Origin of the sequence: Streptomyces sp. NPDC093085, assembly GCF_040683935.1 — a bacterium.
Lineage (GTDB): Bacteria > Actinomycetota > Actinomycetes > Streptomycetales > Streptomycetaceae > Streptomyces.
In genome coordinates this window covers 1465792-1483058 of record NZ_JBFBFB010000001.1, presented here as the reverse complement: position 1 = coordinate 1483058, position 17267 = coordinate 1465792, and the positions used below count along the sequence as shown (strand labels likewise).

General features: G+C 72.1%; 15 protein-coding genes and 1 pseudogene. 8 read left to right on the top strand and 8 right to left on the bottom strand.

Going from position 1 to position 17267, the window contains the following annotated elements; genetic code table 11:
• Positions 1-5: 5 nt before the first annotated feature.
• Positions 6-1697 (bottom strand): hypothetical protein, encoded by a 1692-nt coding sequence (locus AB0O07_RS06160; RefSeq protein ID WP_365627526.1) that lies wholly within the window; start codon positions 1695-1697, stop codon positions 6-8.
• A 295-nt stretch (positions 1698-1992) separates the two neighbouring features.
• Here AB0O07_RS06160 and AB0O07_RS06155 point away from each other — a divergent pair, with 295 nt between their 5' ends.
• The 3 genes from AB0O07_RS06155 (at position 1993) to AB0O07_RS06145 (ending at position 4621) form a co-directional block, all read left to right on the top strand.
• Entirely contained in the window at positions 1993-3078 is a 1086-nt protein-coding gene (locus AB0O07_RS06155; RefSeq protein ID WP_365627523.1) for an NAD(P)-dependent oxidoreductase, read from the top strand.
• Between the two features lie 62 nt (positions 3079-3140).
• Positions 3141-3635, top strand: coding sequence for an NUDIX domain-containing protein (locus AB0O07_RS06150; RefSeq protein ID WP_365627520.1), 495 nt, complete (start codon positions 3141-3143; stop codon positions 3633-3635).
• Positions 3632-4621 carry a galactokinase gene (locus tag AB0O07_RS06145; RefSeq protein ID WP_365627517.1) on the top strand — a complete coding sequence of 330 codons (990 nt, stop codon included), beginning with the start codon at positions 3632-3634 and terminating at the stop codon, positions 4619-4621. Before AB0O07_RS06150 ends, AB0O07_RS06145 begins: the two co-directional genes overlap by 4 nt.
• Here the strand turns inward: AB0O07_RS06145 and AB0O07_RS06140 are convergent.
• The 4 genes from AB0O07_RS06140 to AB0O07_RS06125 all read right to left on the bottom strand — a co-directional run bounded on the left by AB0O07_RS06140 (position 4603) and on the right by AB0O07_RS06125 (position 8806).
• Positions 4603-5700 carry a radical SAM protein gene (locus AB0O07_RS06140; RefSeq protein WP_365627514.1) on the bottom strand — a complete coding sequence of 366 codons (1098 nt, stop codon included), beginning with the start codon at positions 5698-5700 and terminating at the stop codon, positions 4603-4605. The two genes, AB0O07_RS06145 and AB0O07_RS06140, sit on opposite strands and share 19 nt — an antisense overlap.
• Before the next feature lie 64 nt (positions 5701-5764).
• On the bottom strand, positions 5765-6610 hold the full coding sequence (locus tag AB0O07_RS06135) for a carbohydrate ABC transporter permease (RefSeq protein ID WP_365627511.1): 846 nt from the start codon (positions 6608-6610) through the stop codon (positions 5765-5767).
• Entirely contained in the window at positions 6607-7521 is a 915-nt protein-coding gene (locus tag AB0O07_RS06130; protein ID WP_365627508.1) for a sugar ABC transporter permease, read from the bottom strand. Before AB0O07_RS06130 ends, AB0O07_RS06135 begins: the two co-directional genes overlap by 4 nt.
• A complete protein-coding gene (locus AB0O07_RS06125) occupies positions 7511-8806 on the bottom strand; it encodes an extracellular solute-binding protein (protein ID WP_365627505.1) in 1296 nt (431 codons plus the stop codon). The genes AB0O07_RS06130 and AB0O07_RS06125 overlap by 11 nt, the downstream gene beginning before the upstream one ends.
• 311 nt (positions 8807-9117) lie before the next feature.
• Between AB0O07_RS06125 and AB0O07_RS06120 the strand changes: the two genes are divergently transcribed.
• Both AB0O07_RS06120 and AB0O07_RS06115 read left to right on the top strand, forming a co-directional pair.
• On the top strand, positions 9118-10317 hold the full coding sequence (locus AB0O07_RS06120) for a serine/threonine protein kinase (RefSeq protein WP_365627502.1): 1200 nt from the start codon (positions 9118-9120) through the stop codon (positions 10315-10317).
• Between the two features lie 8 nt (positions 10318-10325).
• Positions 10326-10931 (top strand): annotated as a pseudogene (locus AB0O07_RS06115) (HAD family hydrolase); the annotation flags it as partial.
• Between the two features lie 94 nt (positions 10932-11025).
• On the opposite strand, the gene AB0O07_RS06110 reads toward AB0O07_RS06115, so the two are convergent.
• Positions 11026-12612: a N,N-dimethylformamidase beta subunit family domain-containing protein gene (locus tag AB0O07_RS06110; RefSeq protein WP_365627499.1), complete on the bottom strand. Its 1587-nt coding sequence runs from the start codon at positions 12610-12612 to the stop codon at positions 11026-11028.
• A 169-nt stretch (positions 12613-12781) separates the two neighbouring features.
• Between AB0O07_RS06110 and AB0O07_RS06105 the strand changes: the two genes are divergently transcribed.
• Positions 12782-13651 carry a class I SAM-dependent methyltransferase gene (locus AB0O07_RS06105; protein WP_365627496.1) on the top strand — a complete coding sequence of 290 codons (870 nt, stop codon included), beginning with the start codon at positions 12782-12784 and terminating at the stop codon, positions 13649-13651.
• Positions 13651-14412, top strand: a complete 762-nt coding sequence (locus AB0O07_RS06100; protein ID WP_365627493.1) for a GNAT family N-acetyltransferase — start codon at positions 13651-13653, stop codon at positions 14410-14412. The genes AB0O07_RS06105 and AB0O07_RS06100 overlap by 1 nt, the downstream gene beginning before the upstream one ends.
• Here AB0O07_RS06100 and AB0O07_RS06095 read toward each other — a convergent pair.
• On the bottom strand, positions 14378-15517 hold the full coding sequence (locus AB0O07_RS06095; RefSeq protein ID WP_365627490.1) for a hypothetical protein: 1140 nt from the start codon (positions 15515-15517) through the stop codon (positions 14378-14380). The two genes, AB0O07_RS06100 and AB0O07_RS06095, sit on opposite strands and share 35 nt — an antisense overlap.
• Positions 15518-15607: 90 nt before the next feature.
• Positions 15608-15895 carry a hypothetical protein gene (locus AB0O07_RS06090; RefSeq protein WP_365627487.1) on the bottom strand — a complete coding sequence of 96 codons (288 nt, stop codon included), beginning with the start codon at positions 15893-15895 and terminating at the stop codon, positions 15608-15610.
• A 319-nt stretch (positions 15896-16214) separates the two neighbouring features.
• On the opposite strand from AB0O07_RS06090, the gene AB0O07_RS06085 reads away from it, so the two are divergent.
• On the top strand, positions 16215-17186 hold the full coding sequence (locus AB0O07_RS06085; protein ID WP_365627484.1) for a chlorophyllase: 972 nt from the start codon (positions 16215-16217) through the stop codon (positions 17184-17186).
• The last annotated feature ends 81 nt before the right edge of the window (positions 17187-17267 follow it).

The following is a 17267-nucleotide window of genomic DNA, read 5'->3' as shown; positions in this document are numbered from 1 at the left end:
GCCGGTCACCCGCCGGCCGGTCGCCCGCTGTCGGCGTCCGGGTCGAGCAGGATTCCCTCGTAGGCGAGCCACTGGGCGAAGGCGTGCAGGCCGCGCGGTCGGGGCGTCGCGGGTGTCCAGCCCGGGGGGCGTGCGGCGTCGGGCGGGATGGGCCGGCCGGGGTGGGCGTGCGGGGCCGTCCGGATCGGTACGGGGCGCACGATGTCCCGTACGGACTGGGCCACTTCGGCTGCCGTGCACGGTTTCTCGGGCGCGACCGTGAGCGTGTGGTTCCGTGGGCGGGATCTCAGGACCGCCGCGATGGCGTCGGCAAGGTCATGGACGTATACGGGGTGCACCGGGGCGTCGGGGGCGCCTTCGACGGTGAGGGGGCGGCTGCGCAGCGCGTCCCACACCATGCGGCCGATCGGGGTCCGGTGCGAGCACCCCGGACCGTAGACCTCCCCGACACTCAGGGTGTACGGGACCGGATCTCCCGCCGGACGGATGGTCACCTCCGGCCGGGCGGAGCGGAGGCGGGTCAGGTCGACCACCGCCTCCGACCGCTCCCCCAGATCGGCCAGCCTGCGCGCCAGATGCTCACCCAGGGGGTTCTCCGCGCCCCGCCATACCAGGCCGCTCGGCCCGCGGGGGCGGCGGTGCCGCCCGGCGGCGGCTTCCGCGCCCGCTTCCCGGCCTGCCGCGAGTGCTCTCCGGGCCACCTCGGCGAGCGGTTCGCGGCGGCGCGCGAGGTGTTCCTCCGTGGAGGTGTTGCTGATGCCGCCCGGACCGATGGTCGCCAGGGCCTCGGCGTGCGCGTCCGTCTCCGGGGGCAGGTCCGGGGGCGGGGCGGCGAGGCCGGTGCGGGCGGCCTCGTACCCCAGGGCCAGCGCCGTCAGCCAGGTCCCCCGTACGTCCTCCGCGACCGGTCCCGCGCCGGGCGGGCGGAGCAGCGACGGCGGCACTCCGGCGCCTTCGAGATACTGCTCCGTGTCCAGGTGCAGCCAGTGCTCGGGGCCGGTCCCGGGGGCCCGTACGGCGCACCGCGCGACGCCGTACTTGAAGAAGGGCAGCACCGTCAGGCCGGTGAGGGCCCGGCTCTCCCGGGCCGGCCGGTCCTCCGGCAGGAAGCAGACGGAGCGGCGCGGGCCCCGGAAGGCGTTCCCGGAGAGGGAGCCCCGGTCCTCGTGCTCGGTGAGGTTGGGGACGGCGACGTAGCGGGGTACGCCCTGGTCGTACAGGTAGCGGTGCATGAGGATGTCGTCGGGCCAGCCGCCGAGCCGTTCCCTGCCGTACGCCGCGAAGCCCTCCGCGTACCGCCTCGGCAGCACGATGGCCACGCAGGGGAAGTACTCGTTGACGGCGCCGACCCACCGGGCGCCCGCCATCGCGCCGATCCGGACGGCGGCGCCGTTCCTGGAGTCCCAGAGGGCGAAGAGGGCCAGCGCCGCGTCGGGCCGTTCCTCGATCGCGGACCGGACCCGGTCGAAGAAGGATTCGGTCAACACCATGTCGTCCTGGATCACCAGTTGATGCGTGGCGCCGTCCTCGATGGCCGACCATGCGGCGAGCGCGGTGCGCAGCACCGAAGGGGTGCCGGTGGGATCCGGGTCCATGACCACTCTCAGGAGGCCGGACGGCGCGTTCAGGGCCAGTCGCTCGGCCGCTTCGCGGCGCCGGGGATGGGTCATGACCACCGCGCTGAGCCGTTGACGCATACGTCCTCCTCGCTCCGGGGCGGCCCCGGACCGCACCGGGTGGCCGCGGGCCCCCGGGTCCGTCGGCCGGTTCCGGACAGTACGGGCGGTGCCGGGAGCCCGCAAGAGTGCCGAAATGGCCCTCTGGCAGGGCGGCGAAGGTCCCGTGGATGCTAGGACCTGTCTTCAAAGTCCCGCCTGCCCAGCGGGCGGACGGCGCTACGTTGAAGACAGGCCCTGGGCCCTGTCGACCTAGGGTCCGGCACGCCGGGGCCCGTGGAACCGCGTGTCTCCCCGACGCCGGAAAGAGGCTTCCATGCCCGCGCTGCCCCACGCGACCGCCACCGCCGCCCAGGCCGGTGAGGAGACCATCCGATCACGGCTGGAGAAGCTCCATCACGCGCGTGTCGTCGTGACCGGTGGCGGCGGACTCGTCGGCAGCAGGCTGGTCGCGCTGCTCTGCGAGGCGGGCGCGGCCGTCACCGTCCTGGACCGGATGGACGCCTACCCCGAATCCGGTCACGAGACCTTCGGGGTGGCCCGCAGCGGCGCCCGGCTGGTCGTCGGTGACGTTTGCGACGCCGCCACCGTCGGGGCGCTGCTCCGCGACGCGGAGTTCGTGGTCCACGCCGCCGCCTACGCCGATGTCGCGGCCTGCGACCGGCGCCCGGACATCGCGTTCCGCGCCAATGTCGAGGGCACCCAGGTCGTCCTGGAGCAGGTGGCGCGCTTCCCCGTACGGCGTCTCGTGATGGTCTCCTCCGCCTCCGTGTACGGGGACGGGCTGCCGGGCGTCGAGGGGCCGCAGGTCTTCCACGAGGACCAGCCGCTCTTCCCGGTCTCCGTGTACGCGAACTCGAAGCTGTGGGCGGAGCACCAGACCCGGCTGATGCTGGGCGCGTCGAGCGGGACGGAGTACGCGGTGGTGCGCTACTTCTCCGTGTACGGCGAGCCGCAGCTTCCCAAGCCGGGCAGTCACTCGTGGATGGTGCCGTGGCTCTCCCAGCAGGCGCGCCTCGGCCGGCCCATGCGGCTCAACGGCGGCGGGATCCAGGTCCGTGACCTCGTGCACGTCGACGACATCGCCGAGGCGACGGCGCTCGCGCTGACGGAGGAGCGGATGGCCGGGCGGACGGTGAACATCGGCACCGGGCGGCCGACCTCGGTCCGTGCGGTGGCCGACCTCATCGCCGCGTACTTCCCGGGCGCGCGGCGGGTCTCCACCCCGCGCCCGGAGGGGGACCCGCTGGGCGGGTACGCCGCCACCGAGCGCTCCCGCGACCTGCTGCGCTGGCAGGCCCGGATCACGGTCGAGGAGGGCGTCGAACGGTACGTACGGTGGCTGCTCGCCACGCCGGACGCCACGCCGCGCTGGCTCGCGGAGGAGCTGCACGGGGCGTGACACGCTGCGCACCGACGGGCCCTGCGGGGCCGAGGCGCGAGGACGAGGGTGGGACGTACGCGATGGGTTACGCCGGTTCGTACATCTGGTCGCTGCGGCAGCGGGTCGGTTCCCGGAAGCTCCTCGTGCCCGGGGCGCAGGTACTGCTGCTCGACGGCGCGGGGCGCGGCCTCTTCCAGCAGCGGGCCGACACGGGCGTCTGGGAGCTGCCGGCCGGGGCCTGTGAGGAGGACGGCGACTTCGCCGACGCCGCCGCGCGGGAGCTGCTGGAGGAGACCGGGCTGCGGGTGGCGCGGGAGGACCTGGAGGCGTTCGCGTCGCTCTCCGATCCCCGGGTGCACACCTTGACGTATCCGAACGGGGACGTGACGCACTGCTTCGCGCTGTGCTTCGTCGCCCGGCGCTGGTCCGGAACGCTCGCCCCCGGTGCCGACGAGGTGCGGCAGGCGCGGTTCCTGCCGCTCGACGCCCCGCCCCGGCCGCTGCATCCGCCGACGGCTCTGGTGCTGTCACTGTTCGAGAGGTTCCGTACGGAGGGAAGGTTCCAGGCACGGTGAACGCCATACACCCGATACGCGCGGTGGTGCCCTGCCGGGCCTGTCTCTCCGGTGAGGACCTGGACTGGCTCGGCGGCGGCCGCTCGGTGAGCCTCGCGCTGGATCTGATGACGACCGTGGAGGTCGGCGCGGGACAGACCCCCGAGGGGCGGGCCGGGGCCGTCTGGGGCGGGGAGGTGTGGGCGTTCCTGCGCGCGCGGCTGCCGGGGCTCGCGGCGCGCCCGCCGGTGGTCACGGTGCGCAGCGAGGCGCCCGCGGCAAGCGGTCTGTCGTCGTCGACGGCGCGGATCGTGGCGCTGTTCCGGGCCTTCGCGGACGCCTCGGTACGGGGGCACCGCGTCCCGGACGCCACGCTCACCCGGTGGGCGTACGAATTCGAGTTCGCCGTGTTCAACGGTGGCGGCATGGACCATCTGGCGGTCGTGGAGGGCGGGGCGCTCCTCCTGGAGGGGCGCGAGCGCGGGCTGCCCGCCATACGGGAGCGGCTGGAGTTCCCGGCCGAGTGGCGGGTCATCGTGGTGGATTCCGGCACCCGCAAGGACACCCGGCACCATATCCGGGACGTACGGGCGCGGCTCGCGGCCGGGGACCCGGCGCTCACCGCCTACCGGGCCGCCGCCGACGAGGCGTCGGGGCGGGTGTGGGAGGCGCTGCGCGGCCGGGACCTGGCGGCGCTCGGGGCGGCGATGGCCGACGCCCACGCGGCCATGCGGGACCATCAGCGGATGTCGACGCGGGGCCTGGAGGAGCTGCGGGAGACCGCGCTGGCCTCGGTCGGGCTGCCGCTGAAGCTCAGCGGGGCCGGCGGGGGCGGGGCGCTGGTCGGGGTCTGTGCGGCGGAGGAGGTGACGGAGACCGTGGCGCGGCTCGCGCGGGCGCTGCGCGTACGTCATCCGGCGGCCGGGGTCATCCCCACGTCGGCGGTGCCCGGTGTCCGGCGGGAGCCGGTGCCGGGACGTCCGGGGGGTCAGAGGAAGGGGTCGTAGTCCTCCGTGAGCGGGGGTTCGCCGCTTCCGGTGGCGATGTGTTCGAGTTCCAGGTTGGAGCGGTGGCGGGCGCAGTGGAACCGGCAGTCCTGGCTCGGGACGACGATGCCCCGGTCGGACGTACGCCAGATGGAGGCGAGGTCGTCGGTGACGGCGTCGCCGATAAGGGCCAGCGGGTTGCCCCGGTGGTAGGAGCACACGTACACCCCGGACGGGGTGATGAGGGTACGGAGTTCGGCGACCCGGCAGCGGTCGTACTCCTTGGGCTGGACGGGGCCGACGTGGCCGCGCAGCGAGGTGAGGGTGGACGAGTTGATGAGCTGGAAGCGGTCGCTCTCCAGCCGGGACGCCTCGGCGAGCTGCCGGTCGACGGAGTCCAGCAGCGCGCGGGGCACCTGCACTATGTGGTGGTCGTCGTCGAACATCGCCTTGGTCTCGAAGTAGTCGCAGCCGATGTCGTGGGCGAGTTCGGCGGCGCGCAGGACCTCGTGGTGGTTGGTGACCGTGGTGCCGTCCGGTTCCTGACGGGACATCACGAGGAAGGAGTAGCCGAGGGCGCCCTTCTTCTCGGCGGCGAGCAGCCGCATGTTCCCGATCACCTTGTCGAAGACGCTGCGGCCCTTGCGGTCGGGGCGGAACCTGCCGTACGTCTCCGGGGAGCCGGCGTCGACGGAGACCCGGACCCAGGTGGCGTACTCCGCCAGTTCGGCGAGGTTCTGCCGGATCATCGTGCCGTTGGTGACGACGCCGACGGCGAGTCCCGCCGCGCCGAGGATGCGTAACACCCGGCGGGTGCCGCGGTGGGCGAGGGGTTCCCCGCCGCCGATGAGGACCACGGCCCGTACGGAGAGGGCGACCAGTTCCTCGGCGAGGGCGGCGAGCCGTTCCGGGGTGAACCGGCCCTGGTTGAGGAGCTTTCCGCTGATGCACTCGGGGCAGGCGAGGTCGCAGAAGGTGGTGGGGTCGAGGTCCACGACGAGCGGGGCGCCCGTGGGCGAGCCGGACGCCGCCTCCAGGATCCGGGGCCAGCCGGTGGGCTGGTAGAGCTTGGAGACGAGGTCGAGGCGATCGTGCGGCACGGGGCTCTCCTCTGGGTGGGGGACGTATGTCGTCGGCGGGCCGCGCTGTTCGGCCGGATGCTGGTCAGCCCTTGACCGCTCCGGTGGCGAGCCCTGCGGCGATCTTGCGGTGGACGGTCAGGAAGAAGACGACGACGGGCAGGGCGGTGAGCGTGGCGCCCGCCATCAGACCGCCGTAGTCGGTGCCGAAGCTGGTCTGGAAGGAGACCAGCCAGATGCTGAGGGTCTGTTTCTCCGGGGTGGAGAGCAGGACGTAGACGAGGACGTACTCGTTCCACGCCTGCACCATCGCGAAGACGGAGGTGGCGACGAGCCCGGGGGCGAGCAGCGGCAGGACGACGCGGGCGAAGGCGCCGAGCCGGCCGCAGCCGTCGACCATCGCCGCCTCTTCGAGTTCGACGGGGATCGCCGCGATGAAGCCGTGCAGCATCCACACGGTGAACGGCAGGGTGAAGACGAGGTAGACGAGGATGACACCGGCGATGCTGTCGGTGAGCCCGGCCTCGTTGAGGAGCAGGTAGACGGGGATGACGAGAGCGGCGAGCGGAATCATCTGGACGGTGAGGATCACGACGGTGAACGCCTTGCGCCCGGTGAAGCGGAAGCGGGCGAGGGCGAACGCGGCGAGGGCGCCGACCAGCAGGGAGACGAGTACGGTGCCCAGGCCGATGACGGCGCTGGAGCGGACGTTGGCCCAGAACGTGCCGGTGTGCAGGGCGCGGGTGAAGTTGGCGAGGGTGGGGTGGCTCGGCCAGAACTCGGGCGGGAGCTGGAGGATCTCGGTCGCGGGCCGGAACGCGGTGAGGACCATCCAGTAGACGGGGAAGCCGATGACGGCGGCGACGAGGAGACCGAGGACGTCATGGCGGCGCCGCGTCCCCGGGCGGCGCGCTCTCTCCGTACGACTCATTCGGCCTCCTCCCGCCTCAGCGTCTGCCGCAGGTACAGCGCGGCCCCGGCGAGCAGCATGGCGACGGTGACCAGGGCGATCGCCGCTCCGGTGCTGTAGCGGTTGACGGCGAACGACTCGATGAACGAGTAGACGCCGAGCAGGTAGTACTCACGCTCGGGCTGGCCTCCGCGCATCAGCCATATCTGGTTGAAGACGCCGAAGTCCCAGATCGCCATCAGCGTGGTGACCGTCACGAAGACGGGTCTGATGGCGGGGAAGGTGACGTACCGGAAGACCTGGGAGGGGCGGGCGCCGTCGATGAGCGCGGCCTCCGCCACGTCGGGCGGGGTCTGGGCGAGCGCCGCGTGGAGGCTGATCGCGGCGAACGGCAGGGCGCCCCAGACGACGACCAGGGTGATGACGGCGAAGCCCTGCCAGGGGTCGGTGAACCAGTTGTGGCGGGCGAGATCGACGCCGGGCAGGGTGGAGAGCAGCCAGTTGACGAGGCCGTAGTCGGTGTCGAAGAGCCAGCGGAAGACGGCCGCGGCGACCATCACCGGCATGGCCCAGACGGCGACGAGCACCCCGGCGACGGTCGCCCGGACCCAGGGCGAGGTCCGCCGCATCAGCAGCGCGACGAGCAGGCCGCAGGACATGGTGAGCGTCACGCAGACGACGGTGAACAGCGCCGTGCGGGCCACGACCGTCCAGAAGAACGCGTCGCCGAAGAGCGTACGGAACTGTCCGAGCCCGGCCCAGGGGGGCGCCGCGCCGCTGAAGAGTTCCTTGCGGGTCATGTCCTGAAAAGACAGCTCCACCATGTCGGCCAGCGGGTAGCCGAGGACGACCACGAGGGCGAGGAGGGACGGTGCGATCAGCAGGTAGGGCAGGAGGGGACGCGGCCGTCGCCCGGCCGGTTCAGCGCTCATTGATCACGGCGTCTGTCCTGCGGTCCGCCTCGCGGGCGGCGTCCTCGACGGACGCCTTGCCGGTGGCGATGCGTTCCAGGGCCTCGGGCAGGATGTTGGACTTCTCCACCGAGGCCCAGCCGGGGGCGAGCGGGGTGACCCAGCCCCGGGCGGCGGCCTGGGCGGCGGGTCCGTTGATGCCGCCCGCCGCGACATCGGCGAGTTGGACGGTGTTGTTGGGAAGGGTGTTGGCGGCGATGAGCCGCTTCTGCGACTCCCGGTCGGTGAAGATCCGGATCCACTCGGCCGCCAGCCGCTGGTTGCGCGACTTGGCGGGTACGGCCAGGGTCGACCCGCCCAGGAACGGCGGGAGCAGCTCTCCGGACGGCCCGGGGAAGGCGAAGGTGGCGAACTTGTCCTTGAGCCGCGGGTCACCGCCGGACCGGGCGTCGGCCGCGGCCTCCGCCTCCCAGGTGTTGCCGTAGAAGACGCCGACCTTGCCCTGCGCGACGACGGCCGGCTGGTCGCCGTTGTCCTTCGCCCGGTCGCCCACGTAGTAGGCGTCCATGAGTTTCTTCCAGGCGGTGAGCCCGGCGACGGACTTCGGCGAGGAGAGGGCGCCGTGCCAGCGGCCGTCCTTCTCGACCGCTATTTCGCCCCCGGCGTCCTTGACGAAGCCCATGGCGGCGGACCAGTAGCGGCCCGGCAGGTAGAGGGCGGAGAAGCCCGGGTCCTCGCCCCCGTAGTGGGCCTTGAGCCGGTCGAGGGCGGAGATCAGCTCCGGGTAGGTGCGCGGGGCCCGGGTGACACCGGCGCCCTGGAAGTAGTCCGTACGGTAGACACCGACGCGGGCCCCCGCGTAGTACGGCACGCAGTACGTCCGGCCGTCGAGGCGGCAGGCGTCGGCGAGGGCGGGCAGCCACTGCCCGGACCGGTCGAAGGTCTCCGGCTCCAGTGGTGCGAAGGCGTCGTTGACGATGTAGTTGGTCGTCTCGCTGTTGCCCATCTCGACCACGTCGGGCACGTTCTGCCCGGCGAGAACGGCGTCGAGTTTCTGGTTCTTCGTCGTCCACTGCTGGTACCGGACATCGACCCGCACACCGGGGTGGGTCTCCGCGAAGCGGCGGTTCGCGGCGGCGACCATGTCCGGCCAGCTCTCGCGGGCGTCGACTGTCAGCCACACCGTCAGCCGTCCGTCCCCATCCGCCGGTCTTCCCGGTGTGCCGCCGTCACCCGAACCGCATGCCGTCAGCGCGAGCAGCAGGGCTCCCAGGACCACGGAACGGCAGGGCAGACGCAGGGACATGGCTTCCCCCTCGCGGGACGCGTCGGGACGAACGGGGCTTCGGTGACGGTCTTGTCCCTACCCCGCCGGTCGCACACTTCGCCGTATCGCGGATTTTCGGCCGGAAGATGGCGGTAGGCGTATTTCGCAGAGCCGGCCTCCGCCCTGCTGCGCTGCGCCGTTGTCGCGGGGCGCGGTGGCGGCGGGGCCACGCTCAGGCCACGTTGGCGCGAAACGTACGGTGGGTGACGGGGTGATTCTTGACGGTGACGGCCCGTCGGCCGCACTTTGGCCCGTGCGGTACTCCACGTCCCCCAGCGAAGGATGCGTACGTGACCGAGCAGAGGACGACCTCCGCACAGGAACGCCCCGCTCCCGGCTCGCCCGCCTCGCCCGGCGCCTCCGAACGGCCCGTGCGGGTCAACGCGTGGAACGGCTGGGACCCGTTGCGGCATGTGATCGTCGGACGGGCCGAGGGCACCGTGGTGCAGGCGCCCGAGCACGCCGTACGCCGGGACTACCCCGACGACGGGTTCCCGCGGGGGACGTACGGTCCGATGCCGGCGGAGATGGTGGCCGAGGCCGATCAGCAGCTCGACGACTTCGCGGAGATGCTGCGGCGGCGCGGGGTCCGGGTGGACCGGCCGACGCCGCTCGACTTCACCCGGCGGGTGTCCACACCGGAGTGGGAGCACGAGTCGATGTTCGGGTGCATGCCGCCCCGGGATCTGCTGCTCACCGTCGGCAACGAGGTCCTGGAAGCGACCATGTCGTACCGCAGCCGCTGGTTCGAGTACCTCTGCTACCGGCCGGTGCTCCAGGGCCTGTTCGAAGCCGACCCCCGGATGCGGTGGGAGGCCGCGCCGAAGCCGAGGCTCACGGACGCCTCGTACCGGACCGGGTTCTGGGACACGTACAACGACCTGTCGGTGGCGGAGCAGCTCGCCCGCGTGCGTGACTACGATCTGGTGCTCACCGAGGCGGAGCCGCTGTTCGACGCGGCGGACGTGGCGCGGTTCGGCAAGGACCTGTTCGTGCAGCTCTCCTTCGTGACGAACCGTGGCGGGTACGACTGGCTGCGGCGCCACTTCCCCGACCACCGGGTGCACGCGGTGACCTCGACCAACACCCATCCGCTGCACATCGACGCCACCTGGGTGCCGCTCCGTCCGGGCCTGGTGCTGCACTGCGGGGAGCGGCTCGCCGACGCGGAGTTGATGGAGTTCTTCAAGCTGAACGACTGGGAGATCGTCGAGGCGGTGCAGCCGGCGAGCTGGGACCATCCGCCGAAGCTGTCGTTCTGTAGCCCGTGGCTGGCCGGGAACATGCTGAACCTCGACGCGAACACCCTGTGTATCGAGGAGAAGGAGGTGCGCCTCGCGGAGCAGCTCTCCTCGTACGGGTTCGAGATCGTGCCGGTGCCGTTCCGCGCGGTGGGGCCTTTCGGCGGCGGACTGCACTGCGCGACCGTGGACATCGAGCGGGACGGCGCTCTGGAGGACTACTTCCCCCGCAGGTACGGCCGGTTCTAGGAGGGCCCGTGGTGCTGCCGGCCGGCATCGGCGCGGTCGTTCTCGACTTCTACGGGACGCTGGTACGGATGGTGGAGCCGCTCCCTCCGGACCATCAGGGCATCTTCGCGCGCCGGGGTCTGGCGGAGCAGGGCGGAGCGTGGGGCGACCAGTGGTCGGTGGGCCCCGGTGAGGGCGAGGAACACACCGCGCACTCGGCCGACGAGCGGGCTTATGTGAGGTGGGAGCGTGACCGGCTACGGCGCAGGGCGCGCTCCTGCGGCGTACCGGAGGAGGCGCTCGACGGGCTGGTCGAGGAGCTCGACCGGGCGATGAAGGCGGTCCGTCTCGCGCTCTTCCCGGAGGTACGGGAGTCGCTCGCGGCGCTGCGCGGGCGGGGGCTGCTCGTCGGGGTCTGCTCCAACTGGTACTGGGACCTGGAGGAGCGCGTCGCGGAGGTGGGGCTGGACGGCGCGGTCGATGTGGTGGTGGGGTCGGCCCGGACGGGAGCGCGTAAACCGCATCCGCTGATCTACCGCGCGGTGCTCCGGCGGTGTGCCCTGCCGGCGGAACGGGTGCTGTTCGTCGGGGACATGTGGGTGCCCGATGTCCTCGGCCCGCTGGCGGCGGGGATGCGGGCGGTCCATCTGTGGCGGCCGGACCGGGCGGTGGAGGGGAGCGCGCCGCCCGTGCCGGCGGGGGCGGCGCGGATCGCGGGGCTGCGGGAGCTCATTCCGGCGGCGGCCCCGGCCGGCTCTCCGCGTGATCTCGGTGTACGGAGTGGTTCCGGTGGCCTGGGTGGCCTGGGTGGCCCGGGTGGCCCGGGTGGCCTGGGTGGCTCCGGTGGCGGAGGCGGTCGAGCAGGTTGCGTGTGACGCGGACGACGGCGGGGTCCTGTTCATGGCCGCAGACCACGGGCCAGTCGGTGGTGCCGGCGGTGAAGACGGTGCCGCCGGTGGGGCCCGGTGCGGTGTACAGGCCCATGGTGGCGGCACGGGGGCTGGAGACGGCCGGCTCGCGTACGACGGTGTTCCAGTGTCCCCACCGGAAGTGGTGGAAATCCTCGTGCACCGGTTCGAGGACATGCATTCCGAGGATGAGGAAGGAATCCGGAGTTCCGTCCTCGCCGGTGGCCCGGGCGATCCCGTCCGTACCATAGGTGTAGGCGGCGCCGTCGCATTCGTATCCGATGAGCGGGGTGCCGGCGCCGAGCCTGTCGGGGGTTCCGCCGTCGCTTCCGTCGCGTAATCCGGTTCCCTCGTATATCCAGTGGCCGGCGTGTTGCACGGTGTATCCGGCGCGGGGGCGGTCGCCGGGCCACTCTTCCGCCGCCCACATTCCCCCGTTGCGGAAACTGACGCCGGTGAGGGAATTCTCGGGGTTTCCCACGCCGTCGGGTTCGGGTGTCCACCATTGGTCGGTCGCGGGAAGATGCGGGTATTCCTCGCCGACATGGTGGTCGGTGTCGGAGACGAACGCGGTGTTGTCGTCGGTGAGATGGATACGCCACCAGCAGGTGTTGGCGCTGAGGAACATGATGTTCCCGCCGTCACGGACGAACGATTCCGCGTGGTCGCGCATCCGCTCGCTCCAGTATTCGTCGTGGCCGACGCTGAGGAGGAGGTCGTAGGAGGCGAGGAGGCCGGGGTCCTCGTGCAGGTCGAGGTCGGTGGCGTATTCGACGCCGTAACCGTGGCGCTCCAGCCAGCCGATGAAGGGGGCGTCCCAGTAGGCGAGGTCGATCACTCCGCCGGGGCGGTGGAGGCTGACCTTGTGACCTCGGGGTCGGCCGCTGTCTCCGGCCCGGTGGACGGGGTGGTCGTACAGGCTGACGGCCCGTTGGAGGCCGGGGCGGTCGGACCGGTTGTAGGCGTGGCGGGTGAAGGTGGACTTCTTGTAGAGGATGCGGGAGCGGCTGCCCGGGGAGCGGGGGCGCACGACGAAGAACTCCCGTGCGTGCCCTTCGAGATGCGCCAGATCGAGGAGCGGAGGGCTCTCCCTCCCGTCCGTCCCGCCGCTCCCGTCACTCTCGACGAATTCGACGAGATGGATTCCATCGGTCCATGTGCCGGGCACGGTGAGGGTGATGGGCGGCCACGTCCAGTCGTCGGCGGGAGAGGCGCGCCCGGGTAATCCGTCGGGATGGCCGGGGGCCGGATGCTCCCCTCCCTCGAATTCGCCGGATTCGCCGACGAAGGAGAGGGTTTCGCCGAGCCGGTAGAAGCGGAGACGGAATCGAGGGGCGTCCGTGGAGACATGCAAGGTCATTTCCCCGCCCAGGGCGACGCTTTCTCTGCCCAGATATCCTTCGATCATGCCGGCCATGCTAGGGAGACAGGAGTGCGACGGACAACAACGCCTCCAACAAGCCATCCGGAACGGCTTTTCGGCCATGCGAGAGAGAGCGGGAATTCCGGTCCGAACGGCTGGGTAGTGCGCAATCCGACAGAGATGGTTCGATCTCCGCCGATCGGTGAGGGTGGCTATGGCCGGTGAATTCCGCGTACGGGAACTGGTGCTGGGGATCGAGGGGCTCGCGCTGCTGCGCCACGCCGTGGACGGCGACGAGACCTTCCTCAAGGAGCGGTTGGCGGACATCCGCCGCTTCGCGCTCGCGGAGCCCGGCGCGGAGAGACTGCCCGACGGGGGCGCCACCGTCAGCGAACTCGGCGTGGCGGAGGGGTACGCGGCCTGGTCGGCGGCGTACGACTCGCTGCCCAGTTCGTATATCGAGGTGGAGGAGCCGGTCGTCGGGGCGATCCTCGACGGCCTCGCGCCGGGCGTCGCCCTCGACGCCGCCTGCGGCACCGGACGCCAGACCCGCACGCTCACCACGTACGGACACCGGGTCATCGGCGTGGACCAGTCGCCCGAGATGCTGGAGAAGGCCCGGGCACACTCCCCCGAGGCCGATCTCCGGGTGGGTGACCTCGAACGGCTGCCGCTCGACGACGGTTCCGTCGACCTCGCCGTCTGCTCGCTCGCCATGACCCATCTGCGGGACCCGGCGCCGGGCGTCGCCGAACTGGCGCGCGTGGTGCGGCCGGGCGGCCGGATCGTCGTCACGGATGTGCACCCGTTCGTGATCGCCCTGCAAGGGCAGTTCCTCTTCGTGAACGGCAGCCGGGAGCTGGCCTTCGTCCGCAACCACGTCCATCTGCCGGGCCGCTACCTGGAGGCGTTCGGGGCGGCGGGGCTGCGGGTGCGCGCCTGCCACGAGCCGTTGTTCAACGGGCGGCTCGCGCCCGGCGGTTACGAGGAGGCCATCGGGGAGGCGGCCCGGGCGGCCTGGGCCGGCCTGCCGATCGTGGTCGTCTGGGACCTGGAGGTCCTGGACCGCGCGGAGAACGCCTGATGTCCCTGGCCCTGGTCCGGTACGCGGAACGTCCCGAGCTGTGGGAGCGCATACCGGAGCGTTTCGCCGGTGTGGTGCCCGAGTACAACCTGCACGGCGACATCAACGGCGACTACTGGAACCGGCTGTTCACGGAGTTCCCTGAGTTCCAGTTCGTCCTGTACGACGGCGAGCGCGACGTGATCGCGGGCGCGGGCCGCTCGCTGCCCCGCTCGTGGGACGGTACGGCGCGGGATCTGGGCCCGGGGCTGGACGACTCGATCGCCCGGGCCTTCACGGACCGCGCTGCCGGCCGGGCGCCGGGCGCCCTGTGCGCGCTCGGGATCGAGGTGGCCGAGGAACACCAGGGCCGGGGTCTGTCGAAGCGGCTCCTGGAGGCGATGACGGAGACGGCCCGGCGCGCCGGGCTCGGAACGGTCCTGGTGCCGGTGCGGCCCACTTGGAAGGACCGGTATCCGCTGGCGCCCATCGAGCGGTACGCGGCGTGGACCCGGGACGACGGGAGCCCGTTCGACCCGTGGCTCCGGACCCAGGTGAACGCGGGCGGCACGATCGCGGCGGCCTCCGCGCGCTCCTCGCGTATCACCGGGACGGTCGCCGAGTGGGAGGCGTGGACGGGCCTCGCCCTCCCGGAGGACGGCGCGTATGTCTTCCCCGGCGGCCTCGCCCCGCTCCGGGTGGACCGGTCACAGAACCGTGGCGCGTACTGGGAACCGGCGGTGTGGGTCACCCACGGGACGCCCCTCCCGGCACGGCACTAGGGCCTGTTTCGAAAGTCCCGCCTGCCCGGACGGCGCTCCTGGCCAGGGCCGTCATCGCGCGGACCTCGTCCGGTCCCGCGTCGGGGCGGCGCTCGGGCGGGAGCCCGGCAGGGCCCGCGGTGGCCAGGGCGGAGCGCCGCATCCGGTCGAGCGCCCCGGCCGGTATGCCGTCCGGGGCCGGTCCGAGGCCACGGGCCACGTGGGCGGCCTGCCGGCCGAGCAGCAGGCAGTGGGTCCACAGCTCCTCGGCGAAGGGCATGCCGAAGGTGCGGGCCACCTCCCCGGCGACCGCTCGCGGCAGATGCGCTTTCCGGGCGGCGCGCACCGCTTCCTCCGTCAGGCCCGTGGCCGGCAGGGCGTCGCGCCAGCGGTGGTGGTGGCCGCGCCCCTCGTCGGGGCCGTGTTCCTGGCCGGCCAGCCGGATGTACCCCTCCCCGTACCGCATGTACGGGATCCACCCCGGCTCCTCCAGGACGCGGCCCCGGGCGAGCAGGGGTGCGGCGTCGGCGGCCGAGGTGGGGCACACGGCGAGGCGGATGCCCTGCGCGGCATGTCCGTTGATGCTGCTGGTGCCGGTGTGCTCGACGATGTTCGGCACGGCGAGCAGGCTCATCCTTCCGCGCCCCCGGAAGAAGACGGAGAGCACTTCGTCGTCGTGGCGTTCCGCGCTGTCGCGGGCGAAGGCGCGGAAGGCGGCGGCGGTCCCGGTGGGCAGGCAGACGGCGAGGGAGGGGGTGAACTCGTCGGGGACGGCCCGCACCCAGGACGCCCCGGCGAGGGCGGCAAGCCGGGCGGCGGCGCCGTTCCTGGCGTGCCAGTTGGTGTAGAAGACCAGCGCTTCTTCGGGGAACCGGGCGGCCGCCCTGGCGACGATCTCCAGGAGTTCGGCGGGCGCGTCCACGTCGTCCTGGACGACGAGGTGATGCCCGGCTCCCGGCACCGTGGCCCCCCACGCGACGAGGGCGGTGCGCAGGGCGGACGGCGGGCCGTCCGGATCGGGGTCGAGGGCGAGGCCGTCGAGGCACAGCCGGGCGACGAGGTCCCGCGCCTGGCCGAGGCGCACGGGGTGGGTCATGACGGCCGAACTCACCTGTGGCGTGGTCACACTGCGCTCCGCTCCTCGGCAGGGGTGATCGTCGGTCATCGTCGCAGAGACGGCCCGAACAGACCTTGCGGTAAAGGGAGTTTGGCCGGATCACCGGCCGTGGCGGCTCCAGTGGGAGCGGGCGACAGGATCGCTGTCGGTGGAGTACCGCACGGCGCTGTGCCGCCGGGGCCCCGGAACCTCGCCGCGTACCGCCTCCGGCTCCCCGACACAGTCGAGGAGAAGGACGGCGGCGACGAGCCAGCACACACCCACCACACCGTCGACGTACAAGGCGACGGGCAGGGGCAGCGAGGCGAGTGTGTGCACAGCGGTCACCACGAGGGCCGAGCAGGCGGCTCCGGCACCGAGCAGCGCGTAACGCCGAGTTCGCCGCATCAGGAGCACCTCTCTTCTGTTGTACGTCTCGTCTGTTGCCGGTCTTACGAAAAGTGAACGACCGGCCATCGCATGACGTGACGCCCCATTCCGGCCAGGGTCCGCCGGGCTACGGGGCGTACTCCGTGAACGGTTCCGTTCCCGGATGCCTCGGCGGCGCGGTCACCCGGGCGGCTGTCGTCAAGGACGAGGCGGATGTCGCGGTGCCGCTCACGGCCGGGGACCGGGGGGTCCTGGCGACTTGACAAAGCGGAGCGTTGTTCCGGATTTTAAATGGAGCGATGTTCCGCTTCAAGTCCAGAAGGGCCACCACCGCATCATGAGCACGCCCACCGCCACCACCCCCGCGACCGCCGACTTCCTCGGCTCCCCCGTCCCGGTCCTCTCCTACAGCCCGGTCACGCTCTCCGTCCCCGGGCGCCCCGTCGACCTCCAGGTGCGCGTCTCCGCACCCGAGACCGGGACCGGGCTTCCCGTGATCCTCCTCTCCCACGGGCAGGGGCCCTCGAACAACCTCTCCTCGCTCAACGGTTACGCCCCGCTGGTCAACTTCTGGGCCTCCCAAGGATTCGTCGTCATCCAGCCCACCCACCTCAGCTCCAGGACGCTGAGCCACCTGGTCGCCGACGCCCCCGGGGCCCCCTTCTTCTGGCAGTCGCGCTCCGAGGACATGAGCCACATCCTCGACCGGCTCGACGTGATCGAGAAGGCCGTACCGCTGCTCGCCGGGCGGATCGACCACACCAGAATCGCCGCCGCCGGGCACTCCTTCGGCGGCTTCACCTCCAGCCTCCTGCTCGGCGCCCGGGTCACCGACCCCGACACCGGGAAGGAAGTGGACCTCACCGAGCCCCGGATCACGGCGGGTGTACTGCTGGCCGCGCCCGGCAGGGGCGATGTCCTCAACGGACCCATGGCCGACGCGCTGCCGGTCCTGAGGACCATCGACTTCTCCACGATGACCGCGCCCGCGCTGGTCGTCGTCGGCGACGAGGACGACTCGCCGCACTTCACGGACATGGGGCCGGCGTGGCACGCCGACCCGTACACCCTCGGTCCCGGGCCCAAGTCGCTGCTCACCCTGTTCGGCGCGGGGCACGCGCTCGGCGGCATCCCCGGACACGACGTCGCCGAGACCACGGACGAGAGCCCCGAACGCGTCGCCGCCGTCGGCCGGCTCACCTCGGCCTACCTCAGCAGCCGGCTCCACCCCGGTGACCACGCCTGGCTGACGGCCCGCGAGGCGCTGGCGGCCGACGCCGACCCGGTCGGACGAGTCGAGACCAAGTAGGTACGGGTCGGCACCGGCCCCTGACCGGCCCGGTCCCGGCCAGGCACCGTTCGCCCCACGGTGTCGACGGCGCGTCACGGC

Bases quoted from the DNA above. Each gene is read 5' to 3' on its own strand.
- AB0O07_RS06090 (WP_365627487.1), bottom strand. From the start codon at position 15,895: ATGCGGCGAACTCGGCGTTACGCGCTGCTCGGTGCCGGAGCCGCCTGC.
- AB0O07_RS06150 (WP_365627520.1), top strand. From the start codon at position 3,141: ATGGGTTACGCCGGTTCGTACATCTGGTCGCTGCGGCAGCGGGTCGGT.
- AB0O07_RS06135 (WP_365627511.1), bottom strand. From the start codon at position 6,610: ATGAGTCGTACGGAGAGAGCGCGCCGCCCGGGGACGCGGCGCCGCCAT.
- AB0O07_RS06110 (WP_365627499.1), bottom strand. From the start codon at position 12,612: ATGATCGAAGGATATCTGGGCAGAGAAAGCGTCGCCCTGGGCGGGGAA.
- AB0O07_RS06160 (WP_365627526.1), bottom strand. From the start codon at position 1,697: ATGCGTCAACGGCTCAGCGCGGTGGTCATGACCCATCCCCGGCGCCGC.
- AB0O07_RS06130 (WP_365627508.1), bottom strand. From the start codon at position 7,521: ATGAGCGCTGAACCGGCCGGGCGACGGCCGCGTCCCCTCCTGCCCTAC.
- AB0O07_RS06085 (WP_365627484.1), top strand. From the start codon at position 16,215: ATGAGCACGCCCACCGCCACCACCCCCGCGACCGCCGACTTCCTCGGC.
- AB0O07_RS06100 (WP_365627493.1), top strand. From the start codon at position 13,651: ATGTCCCTGGCCCTGGTCCGGTACGCGGAACGTCCCGAGCTGTGGGAG.
- AB0O07_RS06125 (WP_365627505.1), bottom strand. From the start codon at position 8,806: ATGTCCCTGCGTCTGCCCTGCCGTTCCGTGGTCCTGGGAGCCCTGCTG.
- AB0O07_RS06155 (WP_365627523.1), top strand. From the start codon at position 1,993: ATGCCCGCGCTGCCCCACGCGACCGCCACCGCCGCCCAGGCCGGTGAG.
- AB0O07_RS06105 (WP_365627496.1), top strand. From the start codon at position 12,782: ATGGCCGGTGAATTCCGCGTACGGGAACTGGTGCTGGGGATCGAGGGG.